Below are 19478 nucleotides of genomic sequence, written 5' to 3'. Positions count from 1 at the left end.
TTAAAAATCGATTAATCTTTCAAACAATGTTTCTTAAATTCAGCTTCAATAAATTAACCAAAGATTGATATGTCCGTTACAGAAAAAGACGTTAAATACATTGCTAACCTTGCCCGACTTCAGCTTACCCCTGAAGAAGTGAAATCTTTTGCCGGCGACATGAACAACATCCTGAGTTACATGGATCAGCTTAATGAAGTGGATACCGAGAATGTGGAACCACTTGAGCATGTCATTGACTTAGAAAGCCGCCTCCGAAAAGACGAGGCAAAACAACCCCTCTCCCATGAGGATGCACTTAAAAATGCCCCCGATGCCGATAGCGACTATTTCCGCGTTCCTAAAGTGATCGAATAAACCTTTTTTCTTATGACCTCACAATCTTCTGCTCCATCCCAGGATTTTTTTTCCAAACTTCCGGAATCGCGCCAACATATTGTAGCGCTGCTCATCTTGTTTTTGATTCCTTTTTTCCTTTTTACGGCCACCACCATTGGCGGCAAGGAATTTCAACGGCATGATACCACTCAGTGGCGTGCTGCAGCTGAATCGGTCATCGATTACCGAGAAACCTATGAAAAAGAGCCGCTTTGGGTAAACAATATGTTTGGAGGAATGCCTTCCTTCGTGGTGTCTACAAAAGATGCGGTACCTCATTTAAGTGATTTTCCCAGGGTGTTTCAAGGTATATTTCCTGCTTTCCAATATTGGGTAATGTTAGCTGGAATGTATTTCCTACTCACGTTGATGAATTTCCGCGTTTTAACTTCTGTGTTTGGAAGTTTAATGTATGGGCTTACCACCTATATTCCTGTAATCATATTAGCAGGACATAACACTAAATTCAAAGCACTGGCACTGGTCCCCTGGCTTATAGCTGGTTATTGGTTGCTTACTCGCAAAGAGAAAAAATTACCCGGCCTGCTACTATTTTCTGTTGCATTAACTCTGGAACTACGGGCGAGTCATCCGCAAATCACCTATTATATATTTTATTTATTAGGATTTTTATTTGTATTCGATACTTGGTCGGCCTTCAAGAAAAACCAGCTAAAACCGTGGACCATTACTGCAGGGATATTGATTCTTGGTGGAATTCTTGGAATAATGGGGCACGCTCAAAAATTTCTTACTCTACAAGAATTTTCACAATATAGTCTAAGGGGCGGTTCTGCTCTTGACAATTCCACTGGGTTAACTACCAGTTATGCCTTCGCTTGGTCGCAAGGAATATGGGAGACCATTACACTGATTATACCAAATTATTTTGGTGGGGCTTCCCCGGAATACTGGGGACCCAAATCTTTCACTTCCGGCCCACATTACTTCGGGGCATTGAGCCTTCCCTTTATCCTGATGGCTTTATTTAGAGAGCGCAGCAAAATCACATATGTATTTTTTGCTGCCGGTACGCTTGGTATTCTTTTTTCTTGGGGCGGAAATTTCAGACTGCTGAATGAATTTGCCTTCGATTATATTCCCTTTTTCGACAAATTTCGAGCCCCTGAAACCTGGCTTTCTTACACAGCATTTTGTTATACCATAGTCGCTGTTTTTGGGCTCGATTGGTTTATTGATTTCATATCAAAAAAGAAGAAAGGTCTGAGCCAGCTTTATCTGCCCATGGGAATTGTAGGAGCCGTGATTGTTCTCTTATTCATTCAAGTGAACTCTGCCGATTTTACTCGTCCGGGTGAAGTTCAAAATATCGCTAATCAAATAGCTCAGCAGAATCAGGTGCAACCCAGCAATCCTCAGGTGCAACAACGAGCTCAAAGCTATGTAAATACACAGCTGGTTCCTGACCGTGAGGACAAAGCTAAGTCTGATGTATTCCGGTTCACCATTATCATCGCCATAGCAGCGGGCCTGATGTATCTTGCATTTGCAGGAAAAATCACGGTTAGTGCAGCATTATTTGGCTTTGTTTTGATTGTAGCCATTGACATGATCAGCGTAGATAAACGCTATATTCCTGAAGATTCAGTTATAGATGGAAACACGAGCCTTGAACAAATTTTAGAGTCCCAGCGACGTGAAATGGACACTTTTATTCAAGACAGAATTTCAGAAGAAACTATTTATCCATATCGCGTGCTTCCATTAATTAGAGATCCTTACAGTAGCGCTACTCCGGCTTACTTTTACCCTGTTATTGGTGGGTATTCTGGAGCCAAACTCAGCATTATACAAGATGTAATGTATGGAGATGGGCCACTTAATATTCAAAGCCAAAACTTTAATCCTGACCTGCTGAATCTCATGAATGTCAAGTATGTCACTTATTCTCAAAATCTACCACTTCCTGGTTTTGAACAGGTATTTCAAGATCAGCAAGGAAGAGTTTTTGAAAACCAAAACGTTCTTCCCAAAGCCTTTTTTGTGGATTCAGTGATAACGGCTCAGGAACCCCGCAAAGCATTCAACTACCTGATGCCCGGCCAACTTGATTTCGCCACTACCGCTGTCGTTGAAACTTCCGATCAGCTTGAAACATCACCTGATACTACCTCTTCTGTGGAAGTAACGGAATACACGGGCCCAGAGATCACCCTTGAAGTCTCCCGTTCTGAACCGGGATTCCTCGTGTTGAGTGAAACGTATTATCCCGCCGGTTGGACAGCTACCCTTAACGGTGAAGTGATCCCCATTTATAAAACCAACTATTTCGTACGTGGACTTCAAGTTCCCGCCGGAGAGCATACGATTGAGCTGCGTTTCTTGCCCGACACCTATGTGCTTGGCGTGAGATTAGCTTGGTTCGCCTTGATCTCTCAATTATTAATTGCTGGTTTCTGGGGTTTCACCTGGTTCAAAAACCGCGAATAACGTGGCTGGAAAAAAAGTCTTAATCGTAAGTTACTACTGGTATCCTTTTGCCGGGGTGGGGACATATCGAATTTCACGGTTCGTAAAATACTTACTCAAGTCCGGATGGGACGTCGTCATTTTGACTACAAAAGAAGCTTCTTCCGGAATGAAAGATGAACCGGACGATCCCATCTTAAATCAATGTAAAGTATATCGTTCAAATATTATTGAACCAACCGAACTCATCTCCTCGGGGAATAAAGATTCTTCCAAAACCAGTAATCCCTCCATTTTTTATCAAAAGGATAAAGATTGGAAATCGAAACTGGCCGTATGGGCTCGGCTCAACCTGATGATTCCGGATGCTAAATTCACCTGGAAATGGTTTGCCGTACCTATGGGCAAGAAGATCATTAAAGAAGAAAATCCTGACTTGATCCTTTCCACTTCACCGCCCCCCACCACAAATTTGATTGCAAAGAAGCTTGCAAACTGGAGCGGACTTCCCTGGCTGGCCGATTTCCGTGATCCCTGGACCAACATTTATTATTACGACGATAATCCCCAAAGCCCAAGAGCCCGAAAAAAAAACAATAAACTGGAAGCGAAGACACTCAGGGCAGCCGACCACATCACTTTGGTGAACAACGGCTTTTTCCCGGAACATGAAGAAAAGATTGCAGATAAATCAACGGTAATACCCAATGGCTTTGATCCGGATCATATCATCAAAACTGAACGATCATCTTCCAAAAACAACAAATTCACCATCAGGTATTTTGGAAGTTTGAAGGCTAATCAATATCCCTCAGCGTTTATTGAAGCTCTGAAAGAGATTGAAGAAAATCATCCGAAAAAAGCCAGGGACATGTTTTTTGAGTTTTTTGGAAGTATTGATCCGAATATAAAAAATGAAATTATATCTGCAGTGGATTCTATAGAAGTGAATTTCCAAGGCTATATTCCCCATGACGAGATGATGGAACGGGTTCAAAGTGCGGATCTTTTGCTTCTTGTAATTGGAAAAACGAAAAACAGTATATTTGTTCTTTCTACCAAAATTTTTGAGTATATGACTTCAGAAAACCCAATTCTAGGAATTGGTCCTTTAAACGGAAGTGCAGCTCAGTTGGTCCAAAAAGCAAATATTGGTCAGTTCTTCTCTCATCAAGATAGTAAAGGAATACAGGAATATATTCTTCAGCTTGTGAATGAAGAATTAGAGATTAGTCCAAACCAAGAAGTTATTAATCAATATGACTTTCGTTACCTTACCCATCAGCTTGAACAGATTATGGATGACTTAATTACCGCCTGACCATGACCAACGACTTTAAAAAGCTTAATAAACAACGTACTAAAAAATACAGGAAATCTGAGAAGGAGGAATCCTTCCTGGAAGGGATGAATCGGGTTTTAGAAACAAAAGAGCAACAGGAGTATGAGGACCTTGAAATTGATCATCCCCTTATATTTGTCATCGGATTACCTCGTTCAGGTACTACACTTCTCACTCAAATTATAGCTCACGGCTTAAAAATCGGATACATCAATAATATAACAGCCCGGTTTTGGAGCGCGCCACTGCATGGATTGAAATTATCGGATACACTTATTGGTAAAGATAAAACCCCTCAGTTTAAGTCAGATTATGGGGCTACAGAATCATTAACTGACATACATGAGTTCGGCTATTTTTGGCGTAACTGGCTAAATAAAGATAGTTTTGAAAGCATTACTAATGCTCAAGAATATGAAGCTGACATAGATTGGGATGGGCTGAAAAGGGTATTGGCTAATATTGAAGCATATGCAGAAAACGGGTTTATTTTTAAAAATATTTATGGTTCATATCATATTTCAAAACTTGATGAACTGTTAAAAAAAACACTGTGGGTATATGTAGAACGAGACCCCCTGGATGTAGCTATTTCTAACCTGAATGCCCGGGTAAAGTTTTATGATGATCCCGGAAAATGGTGGAGTTATGTCCCCCCGGAATATGATGAAATCAAGGACCTTGCTGCCTACCCACAAATTGCAGGACAGCTTCACTACCTTAAAAAATTCTATTATCAAGAATTGAATAAACTCCGTGATTCTCATGATAACCAACTGTTCATTCACTACGATGAGCTTTGTGGTAAACCTGCTGCCTTTTTAGATCGCCTAAAACAAAAAGTACAAGATTTATACAATTACGATTTCCAAAAAACTAAAAAGCTTCCCAAAACCTTTCCGGTAAATCGTTATACCAAGCAGCCGGAAATAAAAGAGAAGTTTGAATCTCTGTTAAAAGAATTTCAACAAAATGACCCCATCCCCCCACTCAAATAAGATTTTATCTATTCACCAACCAAACTATATCCCATGGCTAGGTTATTTCTATAAAATCATTCATTCGGATGTATTTGTCTTTCTGGATAGCGTTCAATATCCTCGAGGGCAAAGCTTTTCCGCCCGTAACAAAGTTAAAACGCCAAACGGCCCAACCTGGCTTACAATCCCCATAAGTGTACCGGAGGGGCAAAAAGGAAAAGCTTCTTTCCTGGAAGTTGACTTTGCCACCGATAAATGGAGAAAAAAACACTTACGTACACTTCATATGAGTTATGCAAAAGCTCCTTTTTATGAGGAAGTTCGGGAAATGATTGAACCGATTATTAGTAACGCAACTTCTTTTGTTGAACTCAACATTTCGTTGATTGAGAAAATTTGTGAGTACCTCGAGATTGAAACTAAAAGAATTCGGCTATCAAATATACTGGATGAATATGGAGAAAAGACACAACTCATCATTGACATTTGCGAAGCAGTTAATGTCGACACTTACCTTTCAGGAACCGGTGGGGGAAAAGAGTATAATAATGAAGACATGCTAAATCAGCATGGTATTAAGCTTATATACAGCGATTTCAAACACCCCGAATATGAGCAGCTTTGGGGTGATTTTGAATCAAATATGTCCATCATAGACTTGTTAATGAATCACGGTAAAAACAGTCGAAAAATATTATTAGATAACAAGTAAACCGATTACCACTTAATCCTGATTACCTCAAAAGATTCAGCATAATCGGCACTTACCTGTACCCCGCGCACTTTTGCTAATCCATATATAAATTCTTTGGTGAAATAATCGCGCTGTTTTTTAAACTGCGATTCGTAAATTGCCATCATTTCCCATTTCTTTTCCATGTGCTTTTTCTCGAGCGTCACAAAAGCCTGTGTATTAAATGTTACATGATTCCAGGGAAGTTCATATCCCCAAATAGAATTTCCTTTAAAGGCCCGAAGTCCTTCGTTATGGACTACTTCATGATCTTGATGCAAATCGTTACCTGAAGGCAGAAGCACCATATCAGGTTGAATTTCATTTCGAAGCCTGATCATCTCTTCAAGTACTTCCTGCCGCGAGTAATTCAACTTTCGAACCTGGTAGTCATAAATGAAATAATGATCTTCCGGCACGCCCAAAATCTTCATTGATTTAATGAATTCCTTGCGCAATACATTTGGGTCTGAACCTTCCGGAACTGAAGCTCTTGCCGTTGAAAAAGCAGCCACAAAAATTTCAACGCCCTCTTCTTTCAATCTGGCAAGGGTTCCGCCACAACCTAATTCGGCATCATCGGTGTGGGGGGCGAGTACTAAAACTTTTTGTATTCCTTGAATTGACATTTGTTATATCTAATGAATTTTCATGAAGGTAAAAAAGGATGGGGGTAAATTGAAATCCCCATTATTTATCTTTTAGGGTGATAATTATATTATCTTTCCAAAAATACCGATTTAAATTCACAGTATTAACGCACTATCTTGAATCCTGATCATATTTCAGCATATTTTTTAGAAACTTTTTTCCAGTTTTATGAAACTGACCGTAAAATTTCCATTGGCTACGAAGATTCTTCAAACGCAGATATTATAATTTTTCAAGGCAATCTTTCTTTTTTTAAAGAAACCAAAGCTATTCCCAAATATTTTATTTGGCATTCCTGGAAGGACAAAGATATCCCTTTTTTATTTGATCAAGAGGAGAAGCAAGATGTTATCACTGTTGAGAAAGAGAATGTACGTATCAATTATGATATAATAGCTTCTGTCTTTTATTTTTTAAGTCATTGGCAAGAAATTCATCAAACCGAGACAGATAAATACGGACGGTTTCCTTATCAAAACAGTATTCAATATCACTATGATTTTGCTCTTTTACCGGTGGTCAACTATTATTTTGATATTTTGAAAGCCGCGATTGAAAAAACCGGGGTTAACATCCAACGAAAACAACAGATTGCACCAATACAGGTTTTCTTGTCTCACGATATTGATAACCTATCCTCCGGTTGGCTGGAAAATATCTTTGCTGAATTAAAAAGAGGCAATCTGTTAAAAACATACTCTATCCTTAAAAATAAATGGAAAGGAAAAGATCCCTGGGACAACCTTGATGATATTTTGGAATTAGAGAAACAATTAGGAGTTGTTTCTACCTATTTCTTTTTACCCCGAGAAGGAAATGGAAATGCAGATTACAAACTTGAAAAGGCGACCCCTTGGTTTGATCACATACGTCAAGCAAATTCAGAAGTAGGCTTACATGGCAGCCTGAATTCTGCTTTTGATGATGCCCAATTTCAAGCCGATCTTGATGAATTTTCACAACCTATTGTGGGAAACAGATTCCATTTTTTAAAATTTAGCGCTAATACCACACCTCATATATTAGATCAAACTGATATTTTATATGATGCCTCGCATGGTTTTGCAGAGCATATCGGATTTCGAAGCGGATTTTGTTATCCCTATCAACCGTTTAATTTTAGTACAAACCGAGCTCATAAACACTGGCAAATTCCATTATTACTTATGGACACTACCCTCAGAAACCCCAGCTATATGGGAAAAGAGCCAGCGAATAGTATTGAAACAAAGATTGACACACTTATTGAAGAAATTGCTTTGTTTGATGGTGTACTAAGCATCTTATGGCATAATACCTATTTTTCAGAATCCAAGTTTGCAGGTTGGCATGAAAGATATGTTTCTCTTATAAAAAAGCTTAAGAATAAAGGTGCCGCATTTTATACCGGAGAAGAAATTATAGAATGGATACATGAATAAACGTAAAGTTGCCATCATTCAAAATCGTTTTCAAAGAGGTGGAAGGATGCAAGTCATCATCCATATGGTAAAACAACTAAATAAACGATGTATTGTACCTGATTTACTTTCATTCCAAAGTAATATCACCAAAGATGATATTAAAAATGCCTATGGTGAGGATATTGAATTCACTTTCAAAGATATTTTTATGAACCTGAGAATTCCTTTTGAGTGGAATATTTTATGCTTCAATTTTATTTCCAGGTTTTATTTAAAAAATTACGATTTGGTCATCAATAGTAATAATACCAGCTTTTTACTTCCCAAGGATATAAACATGGTTAGCTATGTTCATTTCCCGCGTAAAAAAAGAAATATTATTCCACAAAAGAGCATTCATTTTTCAAAAGGGAATAAGAAAAAGCTTTTAGATGTTAAAAGTGATCTTTTTAAGATTGCACATTATTTGTACCGTTTTGACCGATCGATTTCTAAAAGGGATCTTCAACTTGCCAATTCTGACTATACAAAAGAAACCTTACTAAGTCTCTACCCATTAGGAAAGCAGGAAGTAAAAGTAATGTATCCTCCGGTAAACGTTTCATCGGATAAAAATAACACTCCAAAAAAACGACAAGTGGTTAGCCTTGGACGATTTTCCCCTGATAAACGACAACTGGAGCAAGTGAAAATTGCCCAACAAATACCGGAATTAGAATTTCATTTATACGGCTTTGTAAATTCTAACACCTACTATAATACTATTGAATCATATATTGCCCATCATTCTATTGACAACGTCCATTTGCATCCCAACGCTCCGTTTGATGATATCAAAAATGCTTTGGCTGAATCAGCTTTTTTCCTTCACAGCCTGAGACGCGAACCCTTTGGAATTACAACTGTACAGGCTATACAAAATGGATGTATTCCTGTAGTTCACAATTCGGGCGGTCAAGCAGAAATTGTTTCGGAAAAAACCTTACGATACGAAAATGTTGATGAGGCAATTGATATCATAAAACGCTTGAATAGGAAAAAGGACTCCGTATTGGATAACTATAGATCAAGTCTCAGAAATAATATTGAAAATTATTCCGCTCAAAAATTTGAACAGGAATTTGACAAGATCTTGGAGGAAAAATTATGACCTTCTACCAAATTCTTAAAAGTTTTTATCAAGCCAATAAAGCCCACTATCAAAACCTGAAAGAACAACGAAACCTCGCTACTCTTAAAGAAAGTGATGCTTCTGAAGTTTATGAAAAAGTTCATCAAAAAGCAGCTCCAACTTTCGTACTATCAACAGGCAGGTGTGGCACAAAGTTATTGACCAATATATTTGCAACTCATGAGGGAATAAAAGTATATCATAACCCTCATCCGGAATTTACCTGGCATACCAAGTATGCATTTGAGCATCAAAGCAATCGTTCAGAGATAGTAAAAATGATGTTTGATGTGGCCCGTTACGAATTAATTAGGAATGCTTATATAAACAATAATATTTTCATTGAGACGAACAATCGAGTAACTTTTTTTGCACATCAAATTGCAAAATTATATCCCAATGCTAAGTTTATTCACTTGATTCGCCAGCCGGTCGATTTTGTAAAAAGTGGAATGGTAAGAAACTGGTATTCCGAACAGGATATATATGATGAAGGACGCATTAAGGATGTTGAAAACCCGGAGAGCTGGGAATCATATTCGGTTGAAGAAAAAATTGCATGGCTCTGGAAATCTACGAATGATTTTATCGAGACTTTTAAAGAAGATCATGAGGTGTTAACTATAACATCAGAGGATTTATTTTCAAATACTAAATCTGTCAGACAATTACTGGAGTTCTTGGAACTACCTTCTATTCCTCTTTCAACTTTAAAAAAATATTTGAGTAACCCAGTAAATGAATCAAAGAAAGAAATTTTTTTAACAACTGCTCAAATTCAATCCATCAAAGACATCACAGATAAATAGACCCCTATTAACCATGAATATTTTTATAATTGGTTTACGACGTTCTGGTACTACCATTTTATTTGATATACTCTCGGAACAAACCGAGTTAAAAGCCTTTTATGAACCTCTAAGTGCTGCAAATAAAACCATAGGGGGAGGTAGTGGAGAAAAAAATTTTGACCTGAATCACAGGATTCGTGCTTTCCGCAAAAGTTTTATTAAAGAGAAAGACTTGCCTATCGATCCTGATTATTTTAACTACGGAGCCCCAAAAAACTATCATTTAGAACTTTCTAAAAATGAATTTAATGATCACCACAAAGCCTATTTAAAATATCTTGTTAATTCATCCGAACAAACTCTGCTTAAATTTGTCAGAGCCACTTTCCTTTTGGAAGAACTCTTTGATATTGCTCCTGATTCTCATCTAATACATATTTATAAGAACCCACTAAGATTTGTCACTTCACATATTTTTGGCATCCGCTTTAAACGCCAAACATTCCGGGGTAAAGTGGCCATGATTCTTGATTACCTTAAACCAACAAAAAGTTTACAATTTGAGAATACTGATCCCGATTATTTTTTCAGCCTCAAAAAGGGATTTAATTCATGGAGCCAAGAAAAATTAGTACACACCTATTTAGACCAAACTGGTAGGTCGGCACTAAAGGAAAAACCAGCCTATTACAAACTATTACTGCTTTGGAAAGAATGGAATAATAAAATGATTTCGGACGGACAGAAATTATTTGGTAACCGGTTTATTTCTATTAAACATGAACACCTTTGCAGAAAATCTAAACAACAATTATCTGAACTCTCCGATCATTTAGATATTGAACTTGATGAAGAAACTCTGAATTGGGCACTTTCAAATTTGCGCCCACCCCGTCCCATTTATGCACAAAACGACATACGTTGGAGAACGGCAATGGAAGAGCTGGAAATTGACCTAAGATATTTAGAGAATTAAAATGGAACTTTCGTGGGCATCATAAAAACACAAGGCATCATAAATTCCATCATCACCTACATTGGGATTGGGTTGGGATTTATTTCTACTCTTTATCTATATCCCAATTTTTTGGAGCCTGATGAATATGGGCTAACACGACTTCTGCTTTCGGTTTCTTTTATTTTCTCCCAGTTTGCCCACCTCGGGATGAAAAACACAGCTATTCGCTTTTTTCCTTATTTCGAGAATTCAGATAAGAAGCATAATGGTTTTCTTTTTTTGACCCTTACCATTCCACTGGTCGGATTCCTGCTATTTCTGGTTGTTGTTTTCTTTTTTGATGGACTACTTCTAAACTATTATTCTGACTCACCTCTTTTCACCGAATATTATTGGTTCCTTATACCGCTGGTTTTTGGCATTCTTTACTTTGAAGTGCTTAACAGTTACATCCGGGCCCGACTTCATTCCGTTCCTGGATCCGTTGTAAGTGAGATCATTCTCAGGGTAATCGCCATTCTTCTTTTAGTATTATTTTGGCTCGACTGGATCACGTTCTACCAGTTTATGATAGGATTTGTAGGCTCTTACTTAGCTCAGCCACTGATGATGTTGCTGTTCTTGTTTGTCAAAAAAGAGCTGTTCTTGAAACCCAATTTTGTTTACTTAAAGACGACCTTGGTAAAAAGAATGGCCAATTATGGCTTGTTTGCGGTGCTTGGAGGAATGACCACCCTCATTGTGAATAATATTGACATCATCATGCTGGGATCTCTTGCCGGACTTACGGAAACCGGCATCTATGCTATCGCTTTTTATGTAGGAAGTATAATTGCAGTACCCCAAAGATCTATTGGGAAAATTGCGAGTCCATTGATCTCCAAATATCTAAAAGATAAAAATTACCCTGAGATCCATAAAATTTACAAAAGTACTTCTCTTAACCAGTTGGTCCCGGGATTCCTGATCTTTATTGGAGTCGTCGCCAACTTGCACAATATTAACGATATACTCCCTGAAAACTATGCTAATACTTCTGCTGTAATCATCATAATTGGGCTTTCTAAACTTATCGACATGGCGGCCGGAATCAACGGAGGTATCATCTTAAATTCAAAATATTACCGGTTTGATCTGGTTTCTATGATCTTTCTGGTTATTGTATCTATTATTCTCAATTATCTTCTAATCCCTATGTATGGTATTGCAGGTGCCGCAACAGCTACTGCTATTTCCTTGTTTGTCTACAATCTCATCAAAGGCATTTATGTATGGATCAAATTCCAGATGCAACCTCTTTCACCTAAACTTTTAACTGTGATTATGCTGAGCGGATTCATTTTATGGGGGTCCCTACAAGTAGATAGAATTGGCAATCTATATACTGATATTCTTCTTCGTTCAGTCGCCATTACAATCATATATAGCACCGGCATTTTGCTATTCAACGTCTCCGAAGAAGTGAATAAGATCTGGGCTGATATCAAAACGAAATTCCTCTAAGAAACTCTCCCCCGCTCCCCTTATCTTTGGAGCGATATTAAATTGATCTCACTTCATTCAACCCAAACACACACATGGCAAAACCCAAGTACACTTCTCACGTTGGAATGGTAGATATTCTCCCCGATGAATCCCCAAAATGGAGGGCATTGGAGAACATCATTCATGAAGAAGCGGCAAAGTTTAATTTCGAAGAAATCCGTACACCCATTTTGGAGCAGACGGAGCTGATTGTTCGTGGAATCGGCCAGTTGACGGACATTGTCTCCAAGGAGATTTTTGCGTTTGAAAAGGGAGACAGCCATTATGTTTTACGACCCGAGCTCACGGCACCGGTTGTCCGTTCCTATGTGGAGCATCATTTAGAACAGCGCGGCGGTTCACAGAAATTATATTACATCGGGCCAATGTTCCGGGCAGAAAAACCTCAAAAAGGCCGGCAGCGACAGTTTCACCAATTTGGGGCAGAAGTGATTGGCAGTGATGATCCGGTTGCTGATGTAGAAATTATTGCTTTGATGATACGGGTCTATCAACGTATTGGTATTGATAATTTTGAGTTGAAATTGAATTCCATCGGAGATCCCGAAAGCCGTGAAGCTTATAAGGAAGCCTTGCGAGATTATTTACGACCCAATCTCGACAAAATGAGTGAAGTTTCTCAAATACGCTTTGAGAAAAATCCATTGCGTATTTTGGATTCAAAAGAAGAACAAGATCAGGAGTACATCAAAAATGCTCCCGTTATTCAGGATTATCTGAATGAGGAATCGGATTCACATTTTGACAAAATAAAAGAGTATTTAGATCAGCTTGGAATCAACTACACACTTGATCCCCATTTAGTGCGTGGCATGGATTATTACACGCGTACCGCGTTTGAGCTTATCTCCCCTGATCTTGGCTCACAGGATGCCTTGGCGGGTGGGGGCCGCTACGATCTGCTCGTGGAAGAAATTGGAGGCCAACCTACCCCCGCCGTAGGTTTTGCAGCAGGCATGGAGCGACTGATGATAGCCTGTGAGGAATTGGATATTGAACTGGCTGAAGAAAAATCAGTGGATGTATATTTTGTGACGTTAGGTGATGCGGCCCGAAGATTTGCTCTTACCCATCTTCCCAAAACCAGAGAGGCAGGACTTTCAGCTACCATGGACTACAAATCAAGATCCATGAAAGCCCAGATGAAAGATGCCGATCGGGAAAATGCTCGTTATACGATCATCATCGGGGATAATGAACTGAACGAGGGTAAATTTACGCTTCGAAATATGAAAGAAAGCGAGGAAGATTCGCTTACTTTTAATGAGATTTTGGAGAAGCTGGGTAAATAGGATATTGTTCCAAGCGAGACGCTTGAAACAGGTTCAAGTTCAGAGTAAAACTTTCCTTGCTCAATCTTGGATGTTCCTACCGGCCTTAGAAAAAATAGCGTTAAGAAAGAAATCATACCGCTGAGATTCTAAGAAACGAACCTTGCACATTAAGGAGCATTGATTTCTTTTAGTGTAATGGAGTCAGCTTTAGCTGTTTTTTCGATCGCCTTGTCCCGATTTTTTCGGGATGGTTCGTTTTTTATCAAGAAAAATGAACGGAAAGATTTGATACAGGAACGTCATCTAAAGTTTGAGAAAGGCCAGACTCAACCTCGTTCCGACGCGGAGCGAGGTTGAAGGTTTAGCGTGGAGTTTGGATCATATCATCGAGAGAGATCATTGGTTACTGTTTACTGATCATTGTAAACTGTCGAGTTAGTTTTTAAGCAGTTTCTTGAGCTCGTTGATATCCTCAACTTCACCGATTACTGACAACTCGTCTCCTTCCTGAAGAACAGTTATGCCATGCGGTATTTTAATTTCTCCGCCACGTCGTATAATTGTAATCAGGCTTTGACCGGGAAGCGATACTTCCTTGATCATCTTACCTATGAATTGCTGCGTCTCATCATCCGGATTTAGCGTAATACGGATGAAGCGTTCGTCACGCAGTAGAATTTCTCTGAGCTCTTCTTCATTTTCAGCTTTACACCATCTCTCAAGAAATGACTTCGAACCCACCATCTCTGCAAGATGAGCAAGAATACGCAAGTGCTGTCCCGTGTTTTCTTTTGAACTCACAAAGAAAATAATAGAGTGTAATTTACTCTTGTCATCTTTTTTATCGGAATTTGTAGTTATGATACGCTCATTTTCCATTCCGTCTTTAATTCGAATCAATACCAATTCGGGAGAGGTATTCTTGGCAATACGAGCATGATTCAGTGCTACCCCATCAGCTATGGATATTGCCGAATAATCATCGGCCGTCATGAACATCTGTGTCATTTCTTCTTTACTAATACCGAGCTTGTCAGATAGTTTTGCTGAGGCTTCCTCCATCATTTCCTTGTAGTCGGCATCGGAATCATATTCCAATACATCTGCCCTTGACACAAGCTCTTCATAGGGATCTTCTTGTCGCAGTCCTTTTTCACGAAGTATCCCTCTCATTTCACCTTCCAGTCCCTGATCTTTATTCTCTCCAAGACGGGCGTGAACGTGGAAAATAGCTCCTTGTCGCTCTACTTTATCCTGGGCATAATATTTATACCATATAATTGATGCAGCTGATACAGCTACCGTAAACAGTATCGAAAGAATACCCATTTCAAAAATAAGAATAATGGAAAGAATCACTCCTATGATCTGAATCCACGGATACCAAGGAGAATTAAAACCCGGATCGTATTCCTCGATCTTACTTTCGCGCATCACAATTACTGCTAAATTCAATAAGCCAAACAGTAATAATTGAAAGGCAGAAGCTAATTTTGCCACTTCAGCTACATTGAAAGCCAACAAGAAAAATAGCATCAAGGCAACTGTTCCAATCACGGACCAGTGCGGAGTTCCAAGTTTTCCAACCGCAGCAAAATGCTTATTAATCAGTTTATCTCTCGCCATAGCCATGGGATATCTTGAAGCAGACATAATCCCGGCATTTCCCGTAGAAGCAAAAGCAGCGACGGCGGCAATAACTACTAAAATGAGCCCGCCCGGTTCAGGCAGCCAATCTAAAAATACTTCTCCTGCTGTGGCCACCGGGGTCAGATCTTCTCGGAAAGCGGCAGGGTCAAGCAGGGCTACCATTATATATACACCTACCACATACACTACAACTGCGGTACCAATAGCCAAAAACATTCCAAGTGGAATATTACGATCAGGATCTTTTACCTCTTCGGCTATACTTGCTACTTTGGTGAGTCCTGCATAAGAAACAAAAACCATTCCCACAGTCGCAAAAAACCCAAAAACACCTTCGGTAAAGAATGGAGTAAACTGCCTTTGAGCTACAGCAACAACATCCATCGAAAATATTTCAAAAACTCCCTGGATGATATAGAAGAACATGATAGTAACCAACGCAGCCACTAATACTTTTTGGAGCCATGTGGTTTCTTTGGCCCCAACAATATTCAAAATTCCGAAAACAATAGTCAGAAATATGGCTACATATAAAATATCTACTTCATAGAAAATAGAGATATAGGCGCCCATTCCAATGAGAGCAAATGCGCTTTTGAGAACGAGTGCCAGCCAGGATCCAAATCCTCCAATAGTCCCTAACATAGGGCCAAGGCTTCGATCGATAATATAGTAGGTACCACCTGATCGGGGAAGAGCTGTGGCCAGCTCGGCAACACTAAACATGGTTGGTAAAACAATGATACCTGATACTAAGTAGGCTAAAACTACGGATGGCCCCGTTTCTGCTGCCGCTAAACCCGGTAATAGGAAAAAACCTGAACTGAACATGGCTCCAGTTGCAATGGCATATACATCCGAAAGCCCTAATTCTTTAGCTAATTTTTTATGCTTCATACGTAAATTTTGATCTTAATTTGAGATCGTTATCCGTACCAACCTCATAGTTTTTAATGGTACACATTTAAATATTTATCTGTTGCGTTATTTTGATAAATAGTATCAAACATGTGTGTAACTACAAAATGAATTTTAGGTATTAAATATAATTACAGGACACTCGGCATGCTCAAGCATGTTTTCCACACGGGGACCCAGATATAATCTATGTGATCCAGGTCTTATATTTGTACCAAGTATCATTAGATCAATTTCATTCCTTAATACAAATTCATGAACTACGTCTTCAACCTCGCTTCCTTCTTCTACTACCGCTTCAGTGATTACATTATAGGCCTCCCCCCTTTCTTTTAACTCCTGAACTATTCCGCGAGCTATTTCTTTTTTCCCGGAAGTTGTGCCTCCTCCAATTTTATAAGGTCGATCCGCTCTCCTTTCTTCTTCTATAACATTCATGCCTGTTACTTCGCAAGTCTGGTTGTCTTTGGCCAGAGAAAAAGCCAACTCCGCTGCATTATTTGAAGCAGCTGTACCGTTGGTGGGGACCAATATTCGCTTGGGTTTCCAGCTATCAGGATCTTCATCCGGCTGTACGATCATTACAGGACATGGAGCTACTCTTACCATATAATCGATTAGCGGACTGAATAAATGTCGCCGGTTTGGATCTTTTTCAGTGGCGCCCAACACCAGTAAATCATAATCTTTTTCTACTTCTTCTAAGATGGCTTTATCAGCTTTTACATCAGCTACTACTTTTTTGGTGACTTCAATTTCACCAAACAATTCCCCAAGTTCATCGAGATATTTTTCACATTCCTGTTTATTTCCTTGTTGAGCTACAGTCATCAAAGTCACTGATAAATGATTTTGTTTTCCCAAACGAGCTAAAATTTGTGATTCAATAGATTGGGTTAATAGTTTTTCGGGATCAGTATCTCTGCGGCGAACTGGTAATAGAACACGGTGAATGCCTGCTACAATACTCTCAGCTTCCATTTCTTCTTTTTTGAGCCGTTCCTCTTCTTCAGCTCCAATCTCCACTTTACTCAGCACCCACTTCAATGCTGAAGGGGCCATCAGTGAGGTAGCCATGGCCATAACCACTATAATGGAAAACATATCCTGAGATAAGATTCCCAACCTTAAACCAATGGTAGCAATAATAATTTCCATAGCACCGCGGGCATTGAGTCCTGCGCCAAAACTTAGAGACGTCCAGTGATCTTTCTTTCCTATGAACCGCGCTCCAAAGTAGGTTCCGGCAACTTTTCCGAAGGTCGCTATAAATATCACAATTCCGGTAATGATCAACAGTCTCGGCTCAAACAAATTGATTACATTTACTTTCAATCCTGCCGTAGCAAAAAATATCGGGGCAAAAATTCCAAGTGCTATGCTTTCCAGTTTGTGGTGAACTTCATCGGGCAGGCGGGGCATCATCCCAAATATAATCCCCATAACAAAGGCTCCTAAAACAGCCTCCAGGTTCAACGCTTGAGTGATTGCTCCCCATAAAAATGTTAAAACCACCACTAAGGTTAACAGCTGGTCAGTACTTTTGACTTGATCCTGAACGTAATTCAATAATTTCTTCACCATCCATCGGCCAACAGTAAAACTTACCAGCATAAATGCGAGCACACTTCCTACAATTTGAAATACACTACCTGCAGTAACCGACTCTCCACTGGCAATTCCGGCTACAATTGATAGCAACATCCACCCGATGGTATCATCACTCATGCCTGCCGCAATAATCGTTTGGCCTACATCTCTCCGCATTAAATTGAGATCCATAAGAACTTTGGCAATCACCGGAATAGCTGATATGGACATCGCTGTTGCCACAAAAAGAGAAAAGACAAGGCGCTCATTGGTGTCGGCTAACAGAAAATCAGGGAGGTTCTGTCCCAAAACAAATCCGGTTGCAAAGGTTACAATAATTCCCCCGCCTGATACACCCATTGCGGTACGGGCGTGCCTTTTAATGAGTCGAATATCCGTCTCAAGTCCTGTAATCAGCAGCAAAAACATAGCCCCAATTAAACTCACTACTTCTAATAAATGACCCTGAACTTCACTTTGTGGAACGATCCATTCTCCAAGTCCCGGAACAAACCCTGCGATTAGTGAAGGACCGAGAATAATACCGGCTAAAATTTCTCCGACTACTGACGGCTGATTGAGCCGTTGAGCAACTTCACCAAGTGCGCGGGCTACTAATAATAAAACACCTATCTGAACGACTAAAACGAGTACATCATGATGTGGGGCGGCCGAGAAAACATCCATTGCTTTAAAGTTTTGTAAGTGATTAGCTATTTAGAATAACTTTTTCAGGAATAACATTCCATCTCTTCTGCTCTTCCTGAAGTAACGGTTTATCCCCTGTTATTTCGGTAGTTATCAAATACAGATCGCAAGATTTCAGTGGCTGTAGGTGGATTTAAGACTATGGCGTCGGCACCATTTGAAATAGTTTCCCGGATTGTTGAATTGTGCGGACCTCCATTGGCCATGATGGCGACATCAGGTAAAAACGTCCTAATTTCAGCTACTGTTTCCGAAGTGGTTTCTCCCGTTGAAACATTGAACATATCCACACCGGCATCAACCAATTCTCGAATTGGTTCTCCCTCAAACATAACTGTATAAATCAACTCCCCTTGAATTTGCTGTTTAACTCGCCTGATAATTTCAGGGGCTGTAGGTTTAGAAATCAAAACCCCGGCAGCACCTACTTCAAAGGCTCCCCTTGCCAATCGCATAGTCTGCTCTTCCCGCAAAAAACCACCACCGACATCACAAAACACGGGTTTATTGCTAAACTGGATAATTACTTCGTCCAATTCGTTCGATTTTTCAAAAGGATTGAGAATCATTACCGCATCCATATCCAAATTTTGGATGTAAGTAAGATCAGTACTCAACAAAACTGATTTTATTAATTTTCCTTTTAATGAGATCCCCGGGGCTGAGTGAATACTTTCAGGAATGGTAAATTTATTGGCGCTAAGTAGGGAGTTTTGTCCTAAATCCATGCAAATGTCACTTTGTTTTCGGTAAAAATTTATTTTAGAAGCGAAGACCGAAAACGCACATTTACGCTCAATCTTCTATCAATGCCTGCGAAGTTAGCTGACGGGCTAGAGCTGATAGATGCCCTTTCCAAACTTGGAATTCGCCCCACTTTTGGTTCCTCCACTCTCGAAGTTTTCGAGATTTGGCAGATCGTTCAAATCGTTAACAATAATACCGGCTTTTTAGTG

The 19478-nt window shown here is 39.5% G+C and carries 15 protein-coding genes and 1 riboswitch; of the genes, 11 read left to right on the top strand and 4 right to left on the bottom strand.

Features of this window, described 5'->3' with window-relative positions; all coding sequences use genetic code 11:
• The first annotated feature begins 69 nt into the window (after positions 1-69).
• The 5 genes from gatC to RI561_RS03955 are packed head-to-tail and all read left to right on the top strand — an operon-like array spanning position 70 to position 5842.
• A complete protein-coding gene (gene gatC, locus RI561_RS03975; RefSeq protein WP_395078934.1) occupies positions 70-357 on the top strand; it encodes an Asp-tRNA(Asn)/Glu-tRNA(Gln) amidotransferase subunit GatC in 288 nt (95 codons plus the stop codon).
• A gap of 12 nt (positions 358-369) precedes the next feature.
• Complete coding sequence (locus RI561_RS03970; RefSeq protein ID WP_395078933.1) at positions 370-2829, top strand: YfhO family protein; 2460 nt, start codon at positions 370-372, stop codon at positions 2827-2829.
• A 1-nt stretch (position 2830) separates the two neighbouring features.
• Positions 2831-4129: a glycosyltransferase gene (locus RI561_RS03965; protein ID WP_395078932.1), complete on the top strand. Its 1299-nt coding sequence runs from the start codon at positions 2831-2833 to the stop codon at positions 4127-4129.
• A 2-nt stretch (positions 4130-4131) separates the two neighbouring features.
• On the top strand, positions 4132-5148 hold the full coding sequence (locus RI561_RS03960; protein ID WP_395078931.1) for a sulfotransferase: 1017 nt from the start codon (positions 4132-4134) through the stop codon (positions 5146-5148).
• Entirely contained in the window at positions 5123-5842 is a 720-nt protein-coding gene (locus RI561_RS03955) for a WbqC family protein (protein ID WP_395078930.1), read from the top strand. The genes RI561_RS03960 and RI561_RS03955 overlap by 26 nt, the downstream gene beginning before the upstream one ends.
• A gap of 5 nt (positions 5843-5847) precedes the next feature.
• Here the strand turns inward: RI561_RS03955 and RI561_RS03950 are convergent, their stop codons facing one another.
• Positions 5848-6492 carry a PIG-L deacetylase family protein gene (locus tag RI561_RS03950; protein WP_395078929.1) on the bottom strand — a complete coding sequence of 215 codons (645 nt, stop codon included), beginning with the start codon at positions 6490-6492 and terminating at the stop codon, positions 5848-5850.
• A gap of 138 nt (positions 6493-6630) precedes the next feature.
• Between RI561_RS03950 and RI561_RS03945 the strand changes: the two genes are divergently transcribed.
• The 6 genes from RI561_RS03945 to hisS all read left to right on the top strand — a co-directional run bounded on the left by RI561_RS03945 (position 6631) and on the right by hisS (position 13674).
• Complete coding sequence (locus RI561_RS03945) at positions 6631-7935, top strand: DUF7033 domain-containing protein (protein WP_395078928.1); 1305 nt, start codon at positions 6631-6633, stop codon at positions 7933-7935.
• Entirely contained in the window at positions 7928-9067 is a 1140-nt protein-coding gene (locus RI561_RS03940) for a glycosyltransferase (RefSeq protein ID WP_395078927.1), read from the top strand. The genes RI561_RS03945 and RI561_RS03940 overlap by 8 nt, the downstream gene beginning before the upstream one ends.
• The gene (locus tag RI561_RS03935; RefSeq protein WP_395078926.1) at positions 9064-9897 is read left to right on the top strand and encodes a sulfotransferase family protein; all 834 of its coding nucleotides are present in this window, start codon (positions 9064-9066) and stop codon (positions 9895-9897) included. Before RI561_RS03940 ends, RI561_RS03935 begins: the two co-directional genes overlap by 4 nt.
• A gap of 13 nt (positions 9898-9910) precedes the next feature.
• Positions 9911-10855 (top strand): sulfotransferase, encoded by a 945-nt coding sequence (locus tag RI561_RS03930; RefSeq protein WP_395078925.1) that lies wholly within the window; start codon positions 9911-9913, stop codon positions 10853-10855.
• 12 nt (positions 10856-10867) lie between these two features.
• Positions 10868-12340, top strand: a complete 1473-nt coding sequence (locus RI561_RS03925; protein WP_395078924.1) for a lipopolysaccharide biosynthesis protein — start codon at positions 10868-10870, stop codon at positions 12338-12340.
• Positions 12341-12414: 74 nt separating this feature from the next.
• Positions 12415-13674 (top strand): histidine--tRNA ligase, encoded by a 1260-nt coding sequence (gene hisS / locus RI561_RS03920; RefSeq protein ID WP_395078923.1) that lies wholly within the window; start codon positions 12415-12417, stop codon positions 13672-13674.
• Between the two features lie 417 nt (positions 13675-14091).
• Here the strand turns inward: hisS and RI561_RS03915 are convergent, their stop codons facing one another.
• From RI561_RS03915 to RI561_RS03905, 3 genes are all read right to left on the bottom strand, one after another.
• Complete coding sequence (locus RI561_RS03915) at positions 14092-16203, bottom strand: amino acid permease (protein ID WP_395078922.1); 2112 nt, start codon at positions 16201-16203, stop codon at positions 14092-14094.
• Between the two features lie 135 nt (positions 16204-16338).
• Complete coding sequence (locus RI561_RS03910; protein ID WP_395078921.1) at positions 16339-18501, bottom strand: cation:proton antiporter; 2163 nt, start codon at positions 18499-18501, stop codon at positions 16339-16341.
• A gap of 89 nt (positions 18502-18590) precedes the next feature.
• Complete coding sequence (locus tag RI561_RS03905; protein ID WP_395078920.1) at positions 18591-19250, bottom strand: hydrolase; 660 nt, start codon at positions 19248-19250, stop codon at positions 18591-18593.
• Positions 19251-19317: 67 nt separating this feature from the next.
• A riboswitch (cyclic di-AMP (ydaO/yuaA leader) is annotated at positions 19318-19448 on the bottom strand.
• Between the last annotated feature and the right edge of the window lie 30 nt (positions 19449-19478).

This window comes from Gracilimonas sp. (assembly GCF_031581265.1).
In the GTDB taxonomy this organism is placed as follows: Bacteria; Bacteroidota; Rhodothermia; order Balneolales; family Balneolaceae; genus Gracilimonas.
This window is presented reverse-complemented; position numbering and strand designations above follow the sequence as displayed.